Annotated in this window: 10 protein-coding genes; 5 read left to right on the top strand and 5 right to left on the bottom strand. The window is 70.1% G+C overall.

Annotated elements, in window-relative coordinates:
• Positions 1-75: 75 nt before the first annotated feature.
• Positions 76-1,932: a DEAD/DEAH box helicase gene (locus QM568_RS03525; RefSeq protein WP_415135868.1), complete on the top strand. Its 1,857-nt coding sequence runs from the start codon at positions 76-78 to the stop codon at positions 1,930-1,932.
• Between the two features lie 117 nt (positions 1,933-2,049).
• Here QM568_RS03525 and ligA read toward each other — a convergent pair whose 3' ends face one another.
• Genes ligA through QM568_RS03510 form a run of 3 tightly spaced genes read right to left on the bottom strand, consistent with a single transcriptional unit; the run spans position 2,050 to position 6,725 of the window.
• The gene (gene ligA / locus QM568_RS03520) at positions 2,050-4,368 is read right to left on the bottom strand and encodes an NAD-dependent DNA ligase LigA (protein ID WP_415135866.1); all 2,319 of its coding nucleotides are present in this window, start codon (positions 4,366-4,368) and stop codon (positions 2,050-2,052) included.
• Between the two features lie 39 nt (positions 4,369-4,407).
• Positions 4,408-5,505 (bottom strand): tRNA 2-thiouridine(34) synthase MnmA, encoded by a 1,098-nt coding sequence (gene mnmA / locus QM568_RS03515; protein ID WP_415135864.1) that lies wholly within the window; start codon positions 5,503-5,505, stop codon positions 4,408-4,410.
• 59 nt (positions 5,506-5,564) lie between these two features.
• A complete protein-coding gene (locus QM568_RS03510) occupies positions 5,565-6,725 on the bottom strand; it encodes a cysteine desulfurase family protein (protein WP_415135862.1) in 1,161 nt (386 codons plus the stop codon).
• 92 nt (positions 6,726-6,817) lie between these two features.
• On the opposite strand from QM568_RS03510, the gene glgX reads away from it, so the two are divergent.
• From glgX to glgB, 3 genes are all read left to right on the top strand, one after another.
• Positions 6,818-8,890, top strand: coding sequence for a glycogen debranching protein GlgX (gene glgX / locus QM568_RS03505; RefSeq protein ID WP_415135860.1), 2,073 nt, complete (start codon positions 6,818-6,820; stop codon positions 8,888-8,890).
• Positions 8,891-8,954: 64 nt separating this feature from the next.
• The gene (locus QM568_RS03500) at positions 8,955-11,027 is read left to right on the top strand and encodes an alpha-1,4-glucan--maltose-1-phosphate maltosyltransferase (protein ID WP_415135858.1); all 2,073 of its coding nucleotides are present in this window, start codon (positions 8,955-8,957) and stop codon (positions 11,025-11,027) included.
• Positions 11,024-13,228 (top strand): 1,4-alpha-glucan branching protein GlgB, encoded by a 2,205-nt coding sequence (gene glgB, locus QM568_RS03495; RefSeq protein WP_415135856.1) that lies wholly within the window; start codon positions 11,024-11,026, stop codon positions 13,226-13,228. The genes QM568_RS03500 and glgB overlap by 4 nt, the downstream gene beginning before the upstream one ends.
• A 3-nt stretch (positions 13,229-13,231) precedes the next feature.
• Here the strand turns inward: glgB and QM568_RS03490 are convergent, their stop codons facing one another.
• Positions 13,232-14,152 (bottom strand): tetratricopeptide repeat protein, encoded by a 921-nt coding sequence (locus QM568_RS03490; protein ID WP_415135932.1) that lies wholly within the window; start codon positions 14,150-14,152, stop codon positions 13,232-13,234.
• A gap of 5 nt (positions 14,153-14,157) precedes the next feature.
• The gene (locus QM568_RS03485; protein WP_415135854.1) at positions 14,158-16,140 is read right to left on the bottom strand and encodes a glycosyl transferase; all 1,983 of its coding nucleotides are present in this window, start codon (positions 16,138-16,140) and stop codon (positions 14,158-14,160) included.
• 181 nt (positions 16,141-16,321) lie between these two features.
• Between QM568_RS03485 and QM568_RS03480 the strand changes: the two genes are divergently transcribed.
• Positions 16,322-17,383, top strand: a complete 1,062-nt coding sequence (locus QM568_RS03480; RefSeq protein ID WP_415135852.1) for an AI-2E family transporter — start codon at positions 16,322-16,324, stop codon at positions 17,381-17,383.
• The last annotated feature ends 4 nt before the right edge of the window (positions 17,384-17,387 follow it).

The raw sequence follows: 17,387 nt of genomic DNA, 5'->3' as shown, positions 1-17,387 counted from the left end.
GCGCGAAGCGAGACGAAGGGCGGTTCCTGACCGCGCGCCCACACGCGGCGCGCCCGATCACGCTAGCCTTGGTCGGTGACTGAAGAAGACGCTGTGCCCACCGACGCCCCCGCGACCCCCGGATTCGAGGATCTCGGCATCACCGGGCCCGTCCTCAAGGCCATCAAGGATCTCGGCTACGAGACCCCATCGCCCATCCAGGCCGCAACCATCCCGACGCTGCTGGCCGGACGCGATGTCGTCGGCATGGCGCAGACCGGAACCGGCAAGACCGCGGCCTTCGCGCTGCCCGTGCTCGAGCGGCTCGACACCGCACAGAAGAACCCGCAGGCTCTCGTGCTCGCCCCCACGCGCGAGCTCGCCCTGCAGGTGTGCGAGGCCTTCGAGTCCTATGCCTCGCGCATAAAGGGCGTGCACGTGCTGCCCGTCTACGGCGGCCAGGGCTACGGCGTGCAGCTGTCGGCGCTGCGCCGTGGCGTGCATGTGATCGTCGGCACCCCCGGCCGCATCATGGACCATCTCGCCAAGGGCACGCTCGACCTCTCCGAGCTGCAGTACCTCGTACTCGACGAGGCCGACGAGATGCTGAAGATGGGCTTCGCGGAGGACGTCGAGCAGATCCTCGCCCAGACGCCGGAGGAGAAGCAGGTCGCCCTGTTCTCGGCGACCATGCCGCCGCAGATCCGCCGGCTCGCGCAGCAGTACCTGCACGACCCCGAAGAGATCACCATCGCATCGAAGACCGCGACGAACACGAACATCACGCAGCGGTACCTCGTCGTCTCCTACGCGCAGAAGGTCGATGCGCTGACCCGCATCCTCGAGGTCGAGAACTTCGACGGCATGATCGTCTTCGTCCGCACGAAGAACGAGACCGAGACCCTCGCCGAGAAGCTCCGCGCCCGCGGCTACTCGGCGGCTGCCATCAACGGCGACGTGCCGCAGGTGCAGCGAGAGCGCAGCGTGAACCAGCTCAAGGACGGCAAACTCGACATCCTCGTCGCCACCGACGTCGCCGCCCGCGGCCTCGACGTGGAGCGCATCAGCCACGTCGTCAACTTCGACATCCCCACCGACACGGAGTCGTACGTGCACCGCATCGGCCGCACCGGTCGCGCGGGCCGCACCGGCGACGCGATCAGCTTCATCACCCCCCGAGAGCGCTACCTGCTCAAGCACATCGAGCGGGCGACCCGTCAGGAGCCGACGCAGATGCAGCTGCCGAGCACGGAGGACGTGAACACCACGCGTCTGGCCCGGTTCGACGACGCCATCACCACGGCGCTCGGCGAGACCGAGCGCATCGAGAAGTTCCGCGACATCATCGCGCACTACGTGCGCAACCACGACGTTCCGGAGTCCGATGTCGCCGCCGCGCTCGCCGTCGTCGCCCAGGGCGACACCCCGCTGCTGCTCGACCCCGAGCGCGATGAGCTGTCCAGGGCCGTCGAGCGCGACAACCGTCCGCCGCGCGACCGCAACGAGCGCAACGACCGCGCCGACCGGCAGGAGCGCGCCCCTCGTACCGAACGCCGCGGCCGCGGCGACTACACCCCGTACCGCATCGAGGTGGGCCGTCGTCACCGCGTCGAGCCCCGACAGATCGTCGGCGCGCTCGCCAACGAGGGCGGGCTCGGCCGCGACGACTTCGGCGCGATCAACATCCGTCCGGACTTCTCGATCGTCGAGCTGCCTGCGAACATGGACCCGTCGGTCCTCGACAGGCTGCGCGACACCCGGATCTCCGGACGCCTCATCGAGATCAAGGCCGATCGCGGCCCGCGCGGCGGTACGGCACGACGCGACGGTGACCGGTTCGAGCGCCGGGTTCGCCCGCCCTACGACGAGCGTCCTTCGCGCGACCGCGACGACCGGCCCGCGCGCGGCGACCGCGACGAGAAGCCGTTCCGCAAGCCCCGTCACAAGGGCTGAGCCGCGCACGGCTTCGGATGCGGCGGCCCACACGCCGCGGCATCCGAGGCCTGATCGGCGTGTCGCGCGGCCCCTCCGAAACGGCGCCAGCGCGACGTCGCCGGATCCGCGATGTGCTCACTCCCCCAGGGCGTCTGGCCCCTCGGTCACGAGCACGTGGAACTGCGCGGCGTCGAGGATGCGGATGCCGAGCTCCTCGGCTTTGGCGAGCTTCGACCCGGCGCCCGGGCCGGCGGCGACGAAATCGGTCTTCTTCGACACGCTGGATGCCGCCTTGCCGCCCGCCTTGATGATCGCCTCCTGCGCGCCCTCACGGGTGTAGCCGTCGAGGGAACCGGTCGCGACAACGGTGAGGCCATCGAGCACACCGCCCTCCGCGACCGCCGCGCCAGGCCCAGGATGGCCCGGGGTGGCCCACTGCACGCCGGCCTGCGCCCATCGCTCGACGATCTCTCGATGCCAGTCGACCTCGAACCAGTCCAGCAGCGAGTCGGCGATGATGCCGCCCACGCCCTCGACGGCCGCCAGTTCCTCCCGCGAGGCCGAGCGGATCGCATCGAGCGAGCCGAACCACTGCGCCAGGGCGCGCGCGGCGACCGGGCCGACGTGACGGATGTTCAACGAGACGAGCAGCCGCCAGAGTTCCTTTGTCTTGGCCTTCTCGAGTTCGGCGAGGAGGGTGAGCGCCTGCGACGACGGCTGCGGGCCGTCGAGACCCTGCTTCTTCTCCGCCGCGGTCGGATTGCGCCGGAACGGCGAGCGCGTCTTCACGAGACCGTCGTCGTCCTCTTTGGGCAGCCCCGTCTCCGCGTCGCGCACGACGAGCTCGATCGGCACCAGCTGCTCGAGGGTGAGCGCGAACAGCCCCGCTTCGGTCTCGAGCGGAGGCGCCTCGGGGAACGTCGGCTGGGTCAGCGCCGCCGCCGTCACCTCGCCGAGAGCCTCGACATCAAGAGCCCCGCGGGAGCCGATGTGCTCGACGCGCCCGCGCACCTGTGCAGGGCACGAGCGCGCATTCGGGCAGCGCAGGTCGATGTCGCCCTCCTTCATCGGCCGCAGCGCCGTGCCGCACTCGGGGCACTTCTCGGGCATGACGAACTCGCGCTCGGTGCCGTCGCGCTTCTCGACGACGGGCCCCAGCACCTCGGGGATCACGTCGCCGGCCTTGCGCAGCACCACGGTGTCGCCGATGAGCACGCCCTTCGCCTTCACGACGTCTCTGTTGTGCAGGGTCGCCTGACGAACGACCGACCCGGCGACGTGCGCCGGGGCCATCACGGCGAAGGGCGTCGCCCTGCCCGTGCGCCCCACCGAGACGACGATGTCGAGCAGCTTCGTCTGCACCTCCTCGGGCGGGTACTTGTAGGCGATCGCCCAGCGCGGAGCGCGGCTGGTCATGCCGAGCTCGTCGTGCAGGGCGAGCTCGTCGACCTTCACGACGATGCCGTCGAGCTCGTGCTCGATGTCGTGGCGGTGGGCGCCGAAGTGCTCGACGACGCCTGCGACCGCGTCGATGTCGGCGCAGACCTGCGTGTGCGGGCTCACCGGCAGTCCCCACTCGGCGAGCAGCTCGTACACCTCGCTCTGCGCGGCGACCGGCGGGTTCTGCCACGCGCCGATGCCGTGCACGTACATCGCCAGCGACTCGATGCGCAGCAGGCCCGCTTCGAGCTCGAGGCCCTCCTTCTTGTCGAGCTGCTGCCGCAGGCCCCCGCTCGCGGCGTTGCGCGGGTTCGCGAAGGAGGGGAAGCGCCGGGCGGCGGCAGCGCGCGCCTTCTCCTCCTCGAACGGGCGCTTGGCGCCGGAGCGCGCCTCCCAGCGCGAGCGCGCATCGGCGTATGCGCGCTCGCGGAAGGCGGCCTGCGCGGCGTTGAGCCTCTCGAACGCCGCGACCGGGATGAAGACCTCGCCGCGGACCTCGACGAGGGCGGGATGGCCTTCTCCGGCGAGCCGCTCTGGGATCTCCGGCAACCGCAGCGCGTTCTCGGTCACGACCTCGCCGACTCGGCCGTCGCCGCGGGTCGCCGCCGAGGTGAGGACGCCGTTCTCGTAACGGAGGTTGATCGCGAGCCCGTCGATCTTCAGCTCGGTGAGCCAGTTCACGTGCCGGCCCGCAGCGGCGGCGGTCTTGGCAGCCCATTCGCGCAGCTCATCGATCGAGAACACGTTGTCGAGGCTCAGCATCCGCTCTGCGTGCTCGATCGTCGCCAGTCCCGTCGCCTGGGCTGCACCCACGAGCTGCGTCGGCGAATCCTGCCCCTGCAGCTCGGGATGGAGCCGTTCGAGCGCCTCGAGCCGCTGCATCCAGCCGTCGTACGTGGCGTCGTCGACGAGCGACGCATCGCGCCCGTAGTAGGCCTCTTTCGCCTCGAGGATGAGCGTCGTGAGCTCTTCGGCCTCGGTACGGGCGGCTTCCAGCGAGATGTTGTCCGGCACCCGCTCAGTCTACGAGCGGGCACCGACATCCGAGGGCGCTCAGGCCCCCACGGGCACCGCGGAGACCGTGCGGTCGATCGTGAACTGGCCGAGCACCCTGGTGCCGAGGTAGAGCACGGCGGTCTGACCTGTGGCCACGCCGTCCAGCGCCGCGTCGGGGACGACGCGCACGCCGTCGGCCGTGACGAAGGCGGATGCCGGCACGGGCTCGGCGTGCGCCCGGATCTGCACCTCGCAGGCGAACTCGGAGGTCTCCGGGGCGGCACCGGCCCAGCTGAACCGGGCCCCCGAGATCTCCGCGACCGCGAGAGCCTCTTTCGGCCCGACGACGACGGTGTTCGACACAGGACGCACCTCGAGCACGAACCGCGGCTTGCCGTCGGCCGCAGGCACGCCGAGCTTAAGCCCGCGGCGCTGTCCGACGGTGAACGCGTGCGCGCCCTCGTGGGTGCCGACGACGACGCCGTCGCGATCGACGATGTCGCCGGTCGCCGTGCCGACCTTCTCGGCCAGCCAGCCGCGCGTGTCGCCATCGGGGATGAAGCAGATGTCGTGGCTGTCCGGCTTCTGCGCGACGCCGATCCCCCGCGCGGCGGCCTCGGCGCGCACGAGCGCCTTCGAGGGGGTCGAGCCCAACGGGAAGTACGTGTGCGCGAGCTGCTCGGCGGTGAGCACCCCGAGCACGTAGGACTGGTCCTTCGCGTCGTCGGCCGCGCGATGCAGCTCGAGGCCGGCCTCGGTCGGGACGAGGTTCGCGTAGTGGCCGGTGCACACGGCGTCGAAGCCGAGTTCGATGGCGCGCTCGAGGAGGGCGGCGAACTTGATCTTCTCGTTGCAGCGCATGCACGGATTGGGGGTGCGGCCCGCCTGGTACTCGGCGACGAAGTCGGCGATGACGTCATCGCGGAAGCGTTCGGAGAAGTCCCACACGTAGAAGGGGATGCCGAGCAGATCCGCCGTGCGGCGCGCGTCCAGGGCGTCCTCGATCGTGCAGCATCCGCGGCTTCCGGTGCGCAGCGTCCCCCCGGCGCGGGAGAGCGCGAGGTGCACGCCGACGACGTCATGACCGGCGTCGACCGCGCGCGCGGCGGCGACGGCGGAGTCGACTCCGCCGCTCATGGCCGCCAGGATGCGCATGAACTCCAGTCTACGAGCCCTTCGCCTGCTCGCTCCGCCGACGCCCAGGAGCCGAGGGCTCAGGCGCCTGTGGAGGCGCGGCGGGCGGCGTCGGCGATCACCGCGAGGACGGCGTCGACGTCGGCATCGGTCGATGTGCGCCCGAGCGAGAAGCGCAGCACACTGCGCGCCGCGCGTTCGTCGTGGCCCATCGCCATCACCACGTGGGAGGGCTCGGCGACGCCGGCCTGGCAGGCCGAGCCCGTCGACGCCGCGATCCCCGCCATGTCGAGCAGGAACAGCATGCTCTCCCCCACCGCGCCGGGGAACAGGAGATGGGCGTTGCCCCCGAGCCGCTCGACGGGATCCCCGAGGAGCTGCGCACCGGGGACGCGCACGCGGATGCCGTCGACCAGCCTGTCGCGCAGCGCACCCAGACGCTCCTCCTCGCCCTCCCGCTCGGTCTCGGCGAGCTCCATCGCGACGGCGAGGGCTGCGGCACCGGGCACGTCCTGGGTGCCGGCGCGGAGGCTGCGCTGCTGAGCGCCGCCGTGCAGCAGCGCAGCGATCCGCGCGCTGCGGGCGACGACGACCGCTCCGATGCCCACCGGTGCGCCGATCTTGTGCCCGGCGATGCTCATGGCCACGAGCCCGATACCCGGTGCCGCGTCGCCGCGGAGCGCCGCGAAGGAGATACCAACGTGGCCGAGCGCCGAGACCGCGTCGAGGTGCAGCGGCACCCCGGCATCCGCCGCCGACCGGGCGAGGCCCGCCGCGTCGTTGACGGTCCCCACCTCGTTGTTCGCGACGAGGGCGGTCGCGAGAGCGGCGCCCGGCAGAGCCGCGGCGAAGACGTCGACGGGCACCCGCGCCTGCGGCGTGACGGGCACCGCGCGCAGCACCGCGCCGTCGCGCACGAGAGAAGCGACCGTGTCCATCGTCGCGTGGTGCTCCGCGTCGGGCATGACGACGGCGTCCGTGCCGTCCGCCCGCTCGATCCACAGCCCGCGCAGCGCGAAGTTGATCGACTCGGTGCCGCCAGAGGTGAAGACGACCTCGATGGGCTCGCAGCCGAGCACGGCGGCGACGCGCTCGCGCGACTCCTCCAGCAGGCGTCGTGCATCCTGCCCCGCGCCGTGCGTCGAGGAGGCGTTGCCGACGATCCCGGAGGCCTCCAGCCACGCCTCGCGCGCCTCCGGGCGCAGCGGAGACGTGGCGGCGTGGTCGAGATAGTGGCTCATCAGCTACAACTCTCCCCTATTTTCACGGCCCCGGCATGTGGAACCGAGTGCTCCGTGTCGTGACACCCAGGCACAGCGCCTAATCTGTACTCATGCCCGCGAACCGTGACCCCGCCGTACCAGGCGGCTCCGCACTGGACAACCTCGGCGTGCGGCTGCACGGCGGCGTCGGAACCCTGCGCGTGTGGTCCCAGCACGCCTCGTCCATCGAGCTCGTCGTGTTCGACGCCACCGACCTCGACTGGGTCACCGATCAGGTCGATCTCTCGCGCCTGCCGGGCGGCGTCTGGGAGGTCACCACCGAGCTCCTCCAGCCCGGCACCCGCTACGCCCTGCGCGTGGGCGGCCCGCACGGCCCCGGCAACACCTTCAATCCGGAGACGCTGCTCCTTGACCCCTACGCCCGCGGCCTCGCCCAGGGCGACGGCTACGAGGAGTGGCGCTCGGTCGTCATCGTCGACGGTTTCGACTGGGGCGAGTCGCGCAAGCCCCGCGTGCCGCTGGATCGCACGGTCATCTACGAGGGCCACCTCAAGGGCATGACCAAGCGCCACCCCGGCGTCCCGCCGGCGCTGCACGGCACCTACGCCGGGCTCGCGCATCCGGCGATGATCGCGTACTTCCAGGAGCTCGGCATCACCTCGATCGAGCTCCTCCCCGTGCACGCCTTCGTGTCAGAGCCGCGGCTGCTCGAGCGGGGCCTGTCGAACTACTGGGGCTACAACACGCTGAACTTCTTCACGCCCCACGCCGCCTACGCCACCGAGGCATCGCGCAAGGGCGGCCCCGAGGCCGTGCTCGCAGAGTTCAAGGGCATGGTTCGACTGCTGCACGAGGCGGGCCTCGAGGTCATCCTCGACGTCGTCTACAACCACACCGCCGAAGAGGGCATCGGAGGGCCGCGCTGGAACCTGCGCGGCATCGACAACGCCGCCTACTACCGTCAGGAGCCCAACGGCGCCTACATCGACACGACCGGCTGCGGGAACACGCTGAACACGGCGACGGATGCCGGGGCGCGGCTCGTGCTCGACTCCCTGCGGTACTGGGCGCAGGAGATGCAGATCGACGGCTTCCGGTTCGACCTCGCCACCGCCATCGCCCGCGACGCCGCGCACACGTACACCCCCGAGCATCCGCTGCTGACCGCGATCACGGCGGACCCCGTGCTCAAGGGCACCAAGCTCATCGCCGAACCGTGGGACGTCGGCCTCGGCGGTTGGCAGACCGGCAACTTCCCCTCCGGCTGGCATGAGTGGAACGACCGCTACCGCGACCGCGTGCGCAACTTCTGGCTCAGCGACATCGACTACGCGCGCCGCGCCTCCGCTCCCGTCGGCGTCGGCGGTTTCGCGACCCGTCTCGCCGGGTCGTCGAACACCTTCAGCGACGAACGCGGACCGCTGGCGAGCATCAACTTCGTCACCGCCCACGACGGTTTCACGCTGCACGATCTCGTCTCCTACGACCTCAAGCACAACGAGGCCAACGGCGAGCACAACCGCGACGGCGCCGATATGAACCGCTCGTTCAACCACGGCGTCGAGGGACCGACCGACGACCAGGCCGTCCTCGCCGTGCGGCGCAAGGCCATGCGCAACCTCCTGGGCACGTTGCTGCTCTCCGCCGGCATCCCGATGCTCACCGCGGGCGACGAGGTGGGGCGCACCCAGCGCGGCAACAACAACGCCTATGCGCAGGACTCCGCCCTCACCTGGCTGAGCTGGGACAACGCTCCGTGGCAGGAGGATCTGCGCGCCCACGTGGCCCGCCTCACCCGCCTGCGCGCGGAGAACCCGGCGCTGCGACCCAGCAAGTACGCCCGTCTCGGCGAGCACATCCCGAACGCGAGCGTCATGGACTGGTTCGACCAGAACGGCGAGACGATGGAGAGCGAGCAGTGGACGGATCCGGGCAACCGGACCCTGCAGTACGTCGCCGCCTCCACGCCCGACCTCGAGGCCCCGAACCGCATCCTGCTCATCGTGCACGGCACCGAGGCACCGATCGACGTGCGCCTGCCCGTAGAGCTGGAGGACGCGACCCGGTTCGTGAGCCTGTGGTCCAGCGCCGACGAGCGCCCGAGCGACGTCGAAGAGGTCTTCGCGCCCGGTGACGTGCTGCCGGTGAAGGGCACGTCGATGCGTCTGTTCCGCGTGGAGTGACCCCGGTGGCGACGCGCCCTGTCGCGCGCTACCGCGGGTGCATCGGTAACGGTACATTCACAGTGTGGCTCCACATGCGAACACCAGTGACCCGGCTCTGCGGAGCCCCGCCCAGATCCCTCTGCGTCCCCTGAACGCGGCAGCCGACGATGAAGGCCTGCGCACCACGCGCATCCCCCTTCTGGACGGCACGCCCCGGGTTCCCGGCGGATTCGCCCCCAAGGCGTTCGTCGGCGAGGTGCTTCCCTTCGGCGTCGTCTCGTTCCGTGAGGGTCACGACATCATCGGCGTTCAGCTGCGTCTGACCGCGCCTGACGGCTCCCAGAGCCTGCACCGGCTGCATCCTCTCCTGGACGGCAGCGACCGTTGGGCGGTCGAGGTCGCTCTCGACGTGCAGGGCGCCTGGAGCTTCTCGTTCGAGGCCTTCGCCGACGACTTCGCCACGTGGGCCCACGCCGCAGAGCTCAAGGTCGAAGCGGGGGTGGACGTGCCGGTGATGGCGGCGCTCGGCGCAGGGCTGCTCACCCGCGCCGCCGCCGAGAAGGATCGTCCAGCCGCCCAGCGCAAGCTCCTCAAGGCCACCGCCGACTCCCTCGTCGACGCAGCGGCCGACGTGACGCTGGCGGCGTCGACGGATGCCGCGCTCGCGCAGATCTTCCACGAGCGCCCGCTCACCTCGCTGGGCTCGACAACTGCCCCGCAGACGCTCCTCGTCGAGCGCGAGGCCGCCGGCGTCGGCGCCTGGTACGAGTTCTTCCCCCGGTCCGAGGGCGCGAAGCGGCTGAAGGACGGGACAATCAAGTCCGGGACGTTCCGCACCGCGGCCAAGCGTCTCCCCGGAGTCGCCGCCATGGGATTCGACGTCGTGTACCTCGTGCCGATCCACCCCATCGGCACCACGAACCGCAAGGGACGCAACAACACCCTCACCGCCGAGCCGGGCGACCCCGGCTCCCCGTACGCCATCGGCGCCGCCGAGGGCGGGCACGATGCGATCCACCCCGATCTCGGCGGACCAGCCGACTTCCGCGCCTTCGTGCGCGCCGCCAGCGCGCAGGGCCTCGAGGTCGCCCTCGACCTCGCCCTGCAGGCCTCTCCCGACCACCCCTGGGTGACCGAGCACCCCGAGTGGTTCACGACCCTCCCCGACGGCACCATCGCGTACGCGGAGAACCCGCCGAAGAAGTATCAGGACATCTACCCCCTGAACTTCGACAACGACCCCGCCGGCATCTATCAGGAGATGCTGCGCGTCGTGATGCACTGGGTGCGCCAGGGGGTGAAGATCTTCCGCGTCGACAACCCGCACACCAAGCCGCTGCAGTTCTGGGAGTGGCTCATCGCAACGGTGAACGCCAGCGATCCCGACGTGATCTTCCTCGCGGAGGCGTTCACCCGCCCTGCGGTGATGCGGGCGCTCGCCGCCGTCGGCTTCCAGCAGAGCTACAGCTACTTCACCTGGCGCAACACCAAGGCGGAGCTCGAGGAGTTCCTCACCTCCGTCTCGCAGGAGACCAGCGACTACATGCGGCCGAATCTCTTCGTGAACACGCATGACATCCTCACCGAGTACCTGCAGTACGGCGGACGCGCCGCATACAAGGTGCGCGCGTGCATCGCGGCGACCGCGGCGCCGGTCTACGGCGTGTACGCGGGGTACGAGCTGTTCGAGAACGTCGCCCGGCCGGGCTCGGAGGAGAACATCGACAACGAGAAGTACGAGTACAAGCTGCGCGACTGGGAGGGTGCAGAAGCCGCCGGCACCTCGCTCGCCCCACTGCTGCGCCGGCTCAACGCCATCCGCCGGGAGCATCCGGCCCTGCGCCAATTGCGCAACTTCCGCGCGCACTGGAGCGAAGACGACGCCATCCTCGTCTACAGCAAGCATCTCGACGCGGCCTTCACCGGTACAGGGCAGCACGACACGATCATCGTCGTGGCGAACGTCGACCCGCACTCCGTGCGCGAGACGACGGTCCATCTCGACTCCACGGTGTGGGGTGTCCCGCGGGGAGAGAGCTTCGAGGTCGAAGACCTCATCACGGGTGCGGTCTGGACCTGGACCGACCACAACTACGTGCGACTGGACTCGTTCTCCGAGCCGGTGCACATCCTGAAGGTGAGGGCGCGATCATGAGCTACGTCGAAGACGTCGCGGCGGCGGCGGACTGGGAGGCGGTCTCGGCGGCATCCCATCACGATCCGCACGCCGTGCTCGGTGCGCACCCGCACACCGATGGATCAGCCCGCACCGTCACGGTGATCCGCGTCCGGCGCCCCCTCGCGGCCTCGGTGGCCGCGGTCTTCGCCGACGGCTCGCGGCTCGAGCTCTCCCACATCGCCCGGGGCATCTGGGAGGGGCGTCACCCCGGCGCCCCTGTGGCCTATCGCATCGCCACCGCCTACGCCGACGACCCCGAGCGGATCGAGGGCGACCCGTACCGGCATCTGCCGAGCCTGGGCGAGCTCGATGTGCATCTGATCGCCGAGGGACGCCACGAACGGCTCTGGAGCGTGCTGGGCGCGCATCCGCGCACCCTCGACGGCGACACCGGCATCGCCTTCGCGGTGTGGGCGCCGAACGCGACCGCGGTGCGCGTCGTGGGCGACCACAACGGCTGGAACGGCGAAGCCCACGCGATGCGCTCGATGGGAGCGAGCGGCATCTGGGAGCTGTTCATCCCCGGCGTCGAGCTGGGGACGCGCTACAAGTACGAGATCCGCCCCCGCGACGGGCGCTGGATCTTGAAGGCCGATCCCCTCGCGCAGGCGGCGCAGGTGCCGCCGGCGACGGCATCCATCGTGACGGAATCGACCTACACCTGGGGAGACGGCGCCTGGATGACGCGCCGTGCCGCGACGCACGCCGTGGCGCAGCCCCTCTCGGTGTACGAAGTCCATCTCGGTTCCTGGCGCGGCGGCCTCGGCTATCGTGACGCGGCCGATCCGCTCATCGAGCACGTCACCAACGCCGGCTTCACTCATGTCGAGTTCATGCCGTTGGCCGAGCATCCGTTCGGCGGTTCTTGGGGCTACCAGGTCTCCGGGTACTACGCGCCGACGAGCCGTTTCGGCTCCCCGGACGATCTCCGCCACCTCATCGACCGGCTGCACCAGGCCGGCATCGGCGTGATCATGGACTGGGTCCCCGGCCACTTCCCCAAAGACGACTTCGCCCTGGCCCGCTTCGACGGCCAGGCCCTCTACGAGCACCCCGACCCGCGACGCGGCGAGCATCAGGACTGGGGCACCCTCATCTTCGACTACGGACGCAACGAGGTGCGCAACTTCCTCGTCGCCAATGCGCTGTACTGGTTCGAGGAGTTCCACGTCGACGGTCTGCGCGTGGACGCGGTCGCCTCGATGCTCTACCTCGACTACTCCCGCAAGGCCGGCGAGTGGGAGCCGAACATCCACGGCGGCCGCGAGAACCTCGAGGCCATCCGCTTCCTCCAGGAGGTCAACGCCACGGCGTATCGCCTGCACCCCGGCATCCTCATGATCGCCGAGGAGTCGACGTCGTTCCCCGGCGTCACCGCTCCCACCAGCCACGCCGGACTCGGCTTCGGGTTCAAATGGAACATGGGCTGGATGAACGACTCGCTGCAGTACATCGAACGCGACCCCATGTACCGCTCGCACCACGAGGGTGAGATGACCTTCTCGTTCGTCTACGCCTTCGGCGAGAACTACATGCTGCCCATCAGCCACGACGAGGTCGTGCACGGCAAGGGGAGCCTCCTGGCGAAGATGCCGGGCGATCACTGGCACAAGCTCGCGAACGCGCGCGCCTACCTCGGATACATGTGGGGCCACCCCGGCAAGAAGCTGCTGTTCATGGGGCAGGAGCTCGGACAGCTCTCCGAATGGTCGGAATCCCGCGAGATCGACTGGTGGCTGCTCGACCAGCCCGCGCACCGTCAGCTCCTGGAGTTCGTCGGCGCGCTCAACCGCACCTACCGTTCGCAGTCCCCGCTCTGGGAACGCGACAACGACGGCTCGTCGTTCTCCCGGCTCGGCGCTCCGACCTGGGATCCGACCGTCATCGCCTTCGAGCGACGCGACGCCCACGGAGGGCGCCTCGTCGTGGTGAGCAACTTCGCAGGCGTGGAGCGCGGCGGCTATCGGCTCGAACTGCCGAGGGAGGGCGTCTGGAACGAGGTGCTCAACACGGATGCCGGTGATTTCGGCGGCCGCGGCTCCGGCAACCTCGGCATGGTCGTCGCCTCGAGGGCCGACGGCGACGCGCCGACGGCCACGCTCACGCTGCCCGCTCTGTCGACGATCTGGCTGCGCTATCAGGGCGAGACGCACCTGCCAACCGTCAACGCGGGCTGAGCGTCAGAACAGCAGCGACGTCAGCCTGTTGCGCGCCGCCGACACCCGCGGGTCGGCGGCGCCGATGAGGCCGAACAGCTCGACGAGCCGCTCGCGGACGGGCGTGCGCTCGTCGGCCGGCAGCGCGGCGAAGAGGTCGAGCAGCCGGTCGAACGCGTCGTCGACGTGCCCGCCGGCGAGATCGAGGTCGGCGACGTCGAACTGCGCCTGCACGTCGAGCGGCGCCGCTGCTGCCGCCGCACGCGCCGCCTGGATGTCCAGGGACTGCACCCGGTCGAGCAGGCGCACCTGTCCGAGGCCGGCAGCGGCCTCCTCGTCGCGCGGATTCTCGGCGAGGGCCTTCTCGTAGGCGACGATCGCCCCCGCGTAATCGCCCTTCTCGATGGCCGCGTACGCCTCGGCGTGCAGCGGCGGCAGCTCCGGCTCCGCCGCTCCCGGCGCGGCGGCGCCGTCGACGGCGAGCGTGCCGCTCACGCCGTTCTCCGCGGCCAGTTGCAGCAGCTTGGCGAACACGTCGCGCACCTGCTCCTCCGGCACCGCTCCGGTGAACAGCGGCACGGGCTGCCCGGCGATGAGCGCCACGACCATGGGGATCGACTGCGCGCGGAACCCCTGCGCGATCTGGGGGTTCGCGTCGACGTCGACCTTGGCGAGCACGACGCGGCCGTCGAGCTCGCGCGTGACCTTCTCGATGATCGGGCTGAGCTGCTTGCACGGCCCGCACCACTCGGCCCAGAGGTCGATGACGACGGGAACGGTGCGCGAGAGCTCGAGGATCTCGCCGAAGGTCGCATCCGTCGCGTCGACGACGACGTCAACGGCTCCTGCCGGTGCCGCAGCGCCGGCGGCAGCGCCGGCCGCAGGGGCGGGACGGTTGCGCAGCGACGACAGGTCAACGGCGCCGCGAAGGGCTGCGGGGGACATCTGGTTCACTTGATCACCTCGACGGAGAGAATGCTCTGACGCGCACCGAGCAGGTGGATCTGCTCGGTCGATCCTTGCGCAGGCACGGCGAAGAACAGCTGGAACTCGTAGGTCGTGGTCACGCCCTTAGCCGACTCGCTGACCCCCGTCAGCGCTTTGGCCTCTGGGTTGTCGCCGAAGCGGATGACGGCTTCGGTCGTCGTCGGGGTCACGCTCTGCGATTCGATGAGCGTGACGGCGACGATCGCCCCGCTGTCGAGGGTCGTCATCGACACCGGCGCGACATCGGCGGGCGCGATGTCGAAGTCGACCTTCGAGGTCTCCGCCGCGTCGTTGTCGGCGAGGTTCTGCACGATCGCCTGACGACTGTCGCGGATCGAGGTCGCGTAGGCGAGCGCCACGTCGTCGAACGAACCGTACGTCGGGCTCTGCTCGTTCGCGTCGATGACGTCGGAGAACGCCTCGGCGAGCTTGCCGGGGGCGACGCTGAGGAACGCCGATTCGGCAGGCACCAGGGAGGTGCCGAGCCACGGCGCGACCACCTCGGGCAGCTGGGTATCGGCGAGCATCTCGGCGATGTTGGTGATCTTGTAGTTCGACCAGGGGTCGGCCTGGGTCATCGTGAGGATCACGGGGGGAACAGTCTCGTCCGCTTCGCTGCGAGTGAGCAGCAGCACGGTGCGCGGCCAGCGGTCGGTCGCCTCCGGCAGCACGACCTCGACGTCGTCGGTGGGGATGGCCGCGGGGACAGGGGTCTCCGGCACCTTCGCGCGCACGGCATAGGCGGCGGTGCGCGCCGCGAGCACTGGCCCGTCCAGACGCGTCTTCGCGAGCTCGATGTCCATGGCGGCGTCGGCCTCGGCGAGCGTGGCGGATGCCTGTCCGATGATCCGCTTCGCCTGGGCCTCGGTGACCGCCGGCGGCTTCTGGTTCTCGGGCACGATGATGCTGGGGGTCGGCGACGGCGTCGGCGAGGCAGCGCCGAACTGCGGCCAGGAGTCCGCCGTGCACCCCGTGGCGAGGACGCCGGTCAGCGCGAGCGCCGGAACGACCAGCGCCCAGCGGCGCCGGACAGGCCGCGCCGCGCGCATCTCGGTCCTGGGCTCCTGCGCCGGCTTCTCCCCCTGAGCGTCATCGGCGACGGGCTCGGCCGCGTCGGGCGCGTCAGCGGATGCTGGGGCATCGGATGCCGCGGGGCGTGTGATGGCCGCGCGCTCGGCGGCGGGGAGCTCGGCGAGATCGAGCGGCTCCGTGATCGGAAGGGGGCCGGGGCCCTTGCGCAGCGGCCCGCGACCACGACGCTGATGACGGATGCCGAGAACGTAGAGCACGAGGCCGACGATCAGCACGATCACGCCGGAGGTCACGAGCGGGCCGGTGAGAGGCGCCGAGGTGTCCAGCGGCCAGGAGACGCTGATGTCGCTGGGAGCATCGGCGGTGCCGTCGTAGGCGATGAGCATGCTCACCCCGTCGGGGAGCTGCATGTTGTCTGCGATCAGCGTGTCGGTCTCGCCGAACTGATCGAGCCAGAGGTCGGAGCCGGCCGGGTCGTGCCCCGTGGCCGGGGCGACAACGTCCTCCCCCGTCGTCTCCTCGACGGGAGCCGGGGTCGCCTCCTCGGTCGGAGCCGGGGTCGCCTCGATGGGAGTCGTCGTGCGGTCGACGGACGCCGGGATCAGCTGCACGTCCAGCGTGCCGTCATCGTTGAGGGTGACGTGGTTGTAGTCGACATCGGCGAGCCACGCCTGCATGTCGGCCGTGCGTCCGTACGCGGCGAAGATGTCGCCGTCGCCGCGCACGAGCAGGGTCTGCGACCCCGGGTGCGCGCGGAGCACGGCGCCGTCGAGCATGACGAACGGCGCGGGCTCTTCGACATCGACCGTCACCTTCTCGGATGACGGGCCCTGGAAGATGGTCCTCTGCGCGATGCCCGCGCCGATCAGGACCGTGGCCAGCACGAAGGCCACGACGGCCCAGACGAAACGCACGAAAAGTCTCCTCACGCGCCCCGAGAAGATGCCCGGGCCGCAAACACTCGACGTATCAGACTAGCGAAAGCACCTGAGTGTTGCCCACGAGCAGGTGCCGCAGGCGTCTCCCGGCACGTCGCGGGCACGGTGTCGTCCGCGCCGGATAGCCTGTCAGCATCCGCACGACCTGGAGCATCCGATGAAGATCCACAGTCCTTTCCGCACCGCACTGGTGGCGACGCTCGGCGTGGGTCTCGGCATCCTGCTCATCAACAGCGTGCACACGCTGTCGACGATCCTCCTGTACATCGGCACCGCGTTGTTCCTCAGCCTCGGCCTCGATCCGCTGGTGTCCTTCCTCGAGCGCCGCAGGCTCCCCCGCTGGTCCGCCGTGCTCATCACGATCCTCGCCGTGCTGAGCGTGCTCGCCGGAATCGTGCTGATCGTGCTCCCGGTCCTGATCAACCAGATCTCCCAGCTGGCGGCCCAGATCTCCCGACTCGTTCAGCGCGAGAACCCCCTCGACGACGTCCGTGCGTGGCTGACATCGACCTTTCCCAACCTCGACGTCGACCGGGTGTTCGAGTACGTCAACGACTGGCTCGAGAAGAACCTCACTGACGTCAGCAGCACGGTCGGCCAGGGCGTGCTCACCGCGAGCGGCGCCGTGCTGAACGGACTCTTCAGCACCTTCATCGTCCTCATCCTCACGATCTACCTGACGGCGTCCACACCGTCTCTGAAGCGCGCCGTGTACCAGCTGGTCCCGGCGTCCAAGCGCGATCGATTCATCGATCTCTCCGAGCAGATCACCGACTCGGTCGGCCACTACGTCATCGGCCAGGTCTCGCAGGGCGTGATCAACGGCGTCCTCAGCATGATCTACCTGTCGATCATCCGGGCGCCGTTCCCCGCCGTGCTCGCCGTCGTGGCCTTCTTCTTCTCCCTGATCCCGCTGGTGGGCACTCTCACCGGTTCGACGATCATCGTGCTCACCTGCCTGATCCCGGGCCTCGGGTCGCCGGCCACGGCGATCGCCGCCGCCATCTACTACCTCATCTACATGCAGATCGAGGCATACGTGATCTCGCCGCGCATCATGAGCCGCGCGGTCTCCGTACCGGGGGCGGTCGTCGTCGTCGCCGCCCTCGCCGGTGGAAGCCTGCTGGGCCTGCTCGGCGCGCTCATCGCCATTCCGGTGGCCGCCAGCATCCTCATCATCTACCGGCAGGTGCTGATCCCGCGGATGAACGAGCTCTGAGCGC

Origin of the sequence: Microbacterium sp., assembly GCF_047607465.1 — a bacterium.
Lineage (GTDB): Bacteria > Actinomycetota > Actinomycetes > Actinomycetales > Microbacteriaceae > Microbacterium.
Note: the sequence above shows the minus strand (reverse complement) of the source record. Positions and strands in the feature narration are given on the sequence as shown.

Bases quoted from the DNA above. Each gene is read 5' to 3' on its own strand.
- mnmA (WP_415135864.1), bottom strand. From the start codon at position 5,505: ATGCGCATCCTGGCGGCCATGAGCGGCGGAGTCGACTCCGCCGTCGCC.
- QM568_RS03510 (WP_415135862.1), bottom strand. From the start codon at position 6,725: ATGAGCCACTATCTCGACCACGCCGCCACGTCTCCGCTGCGCCCGGAG.
- glgX (WP_415135860.1), top strand. From the start codon at position 6,818: ATGCCCGCGAACCGTGACCCCGCCGTACCAGGCGGCTCCGCACTGGAC.
- glgB (WP_415135856.1), top strand. From the start codon at position 11,024: ATGAGCTACGTCGAAGACGTCGCGGCGGCGGCGGACTGGGAGGCGGTC.
- QM568_RS03490 (WP_415135932.1), bottom strand. From the start codon at position 14,152: ATGTCCCCCGCAGCCCTTCGCGGCGCCGTTGACCTGTCGTCGCTGCGC.
- QM568_RS03480 (WP_415135852.1), top strand. From the start codon at position 16,322: ATGAAGATCCACAGTCCTTTCCGCACCGCACTGGTGGCGACGCTCGGC.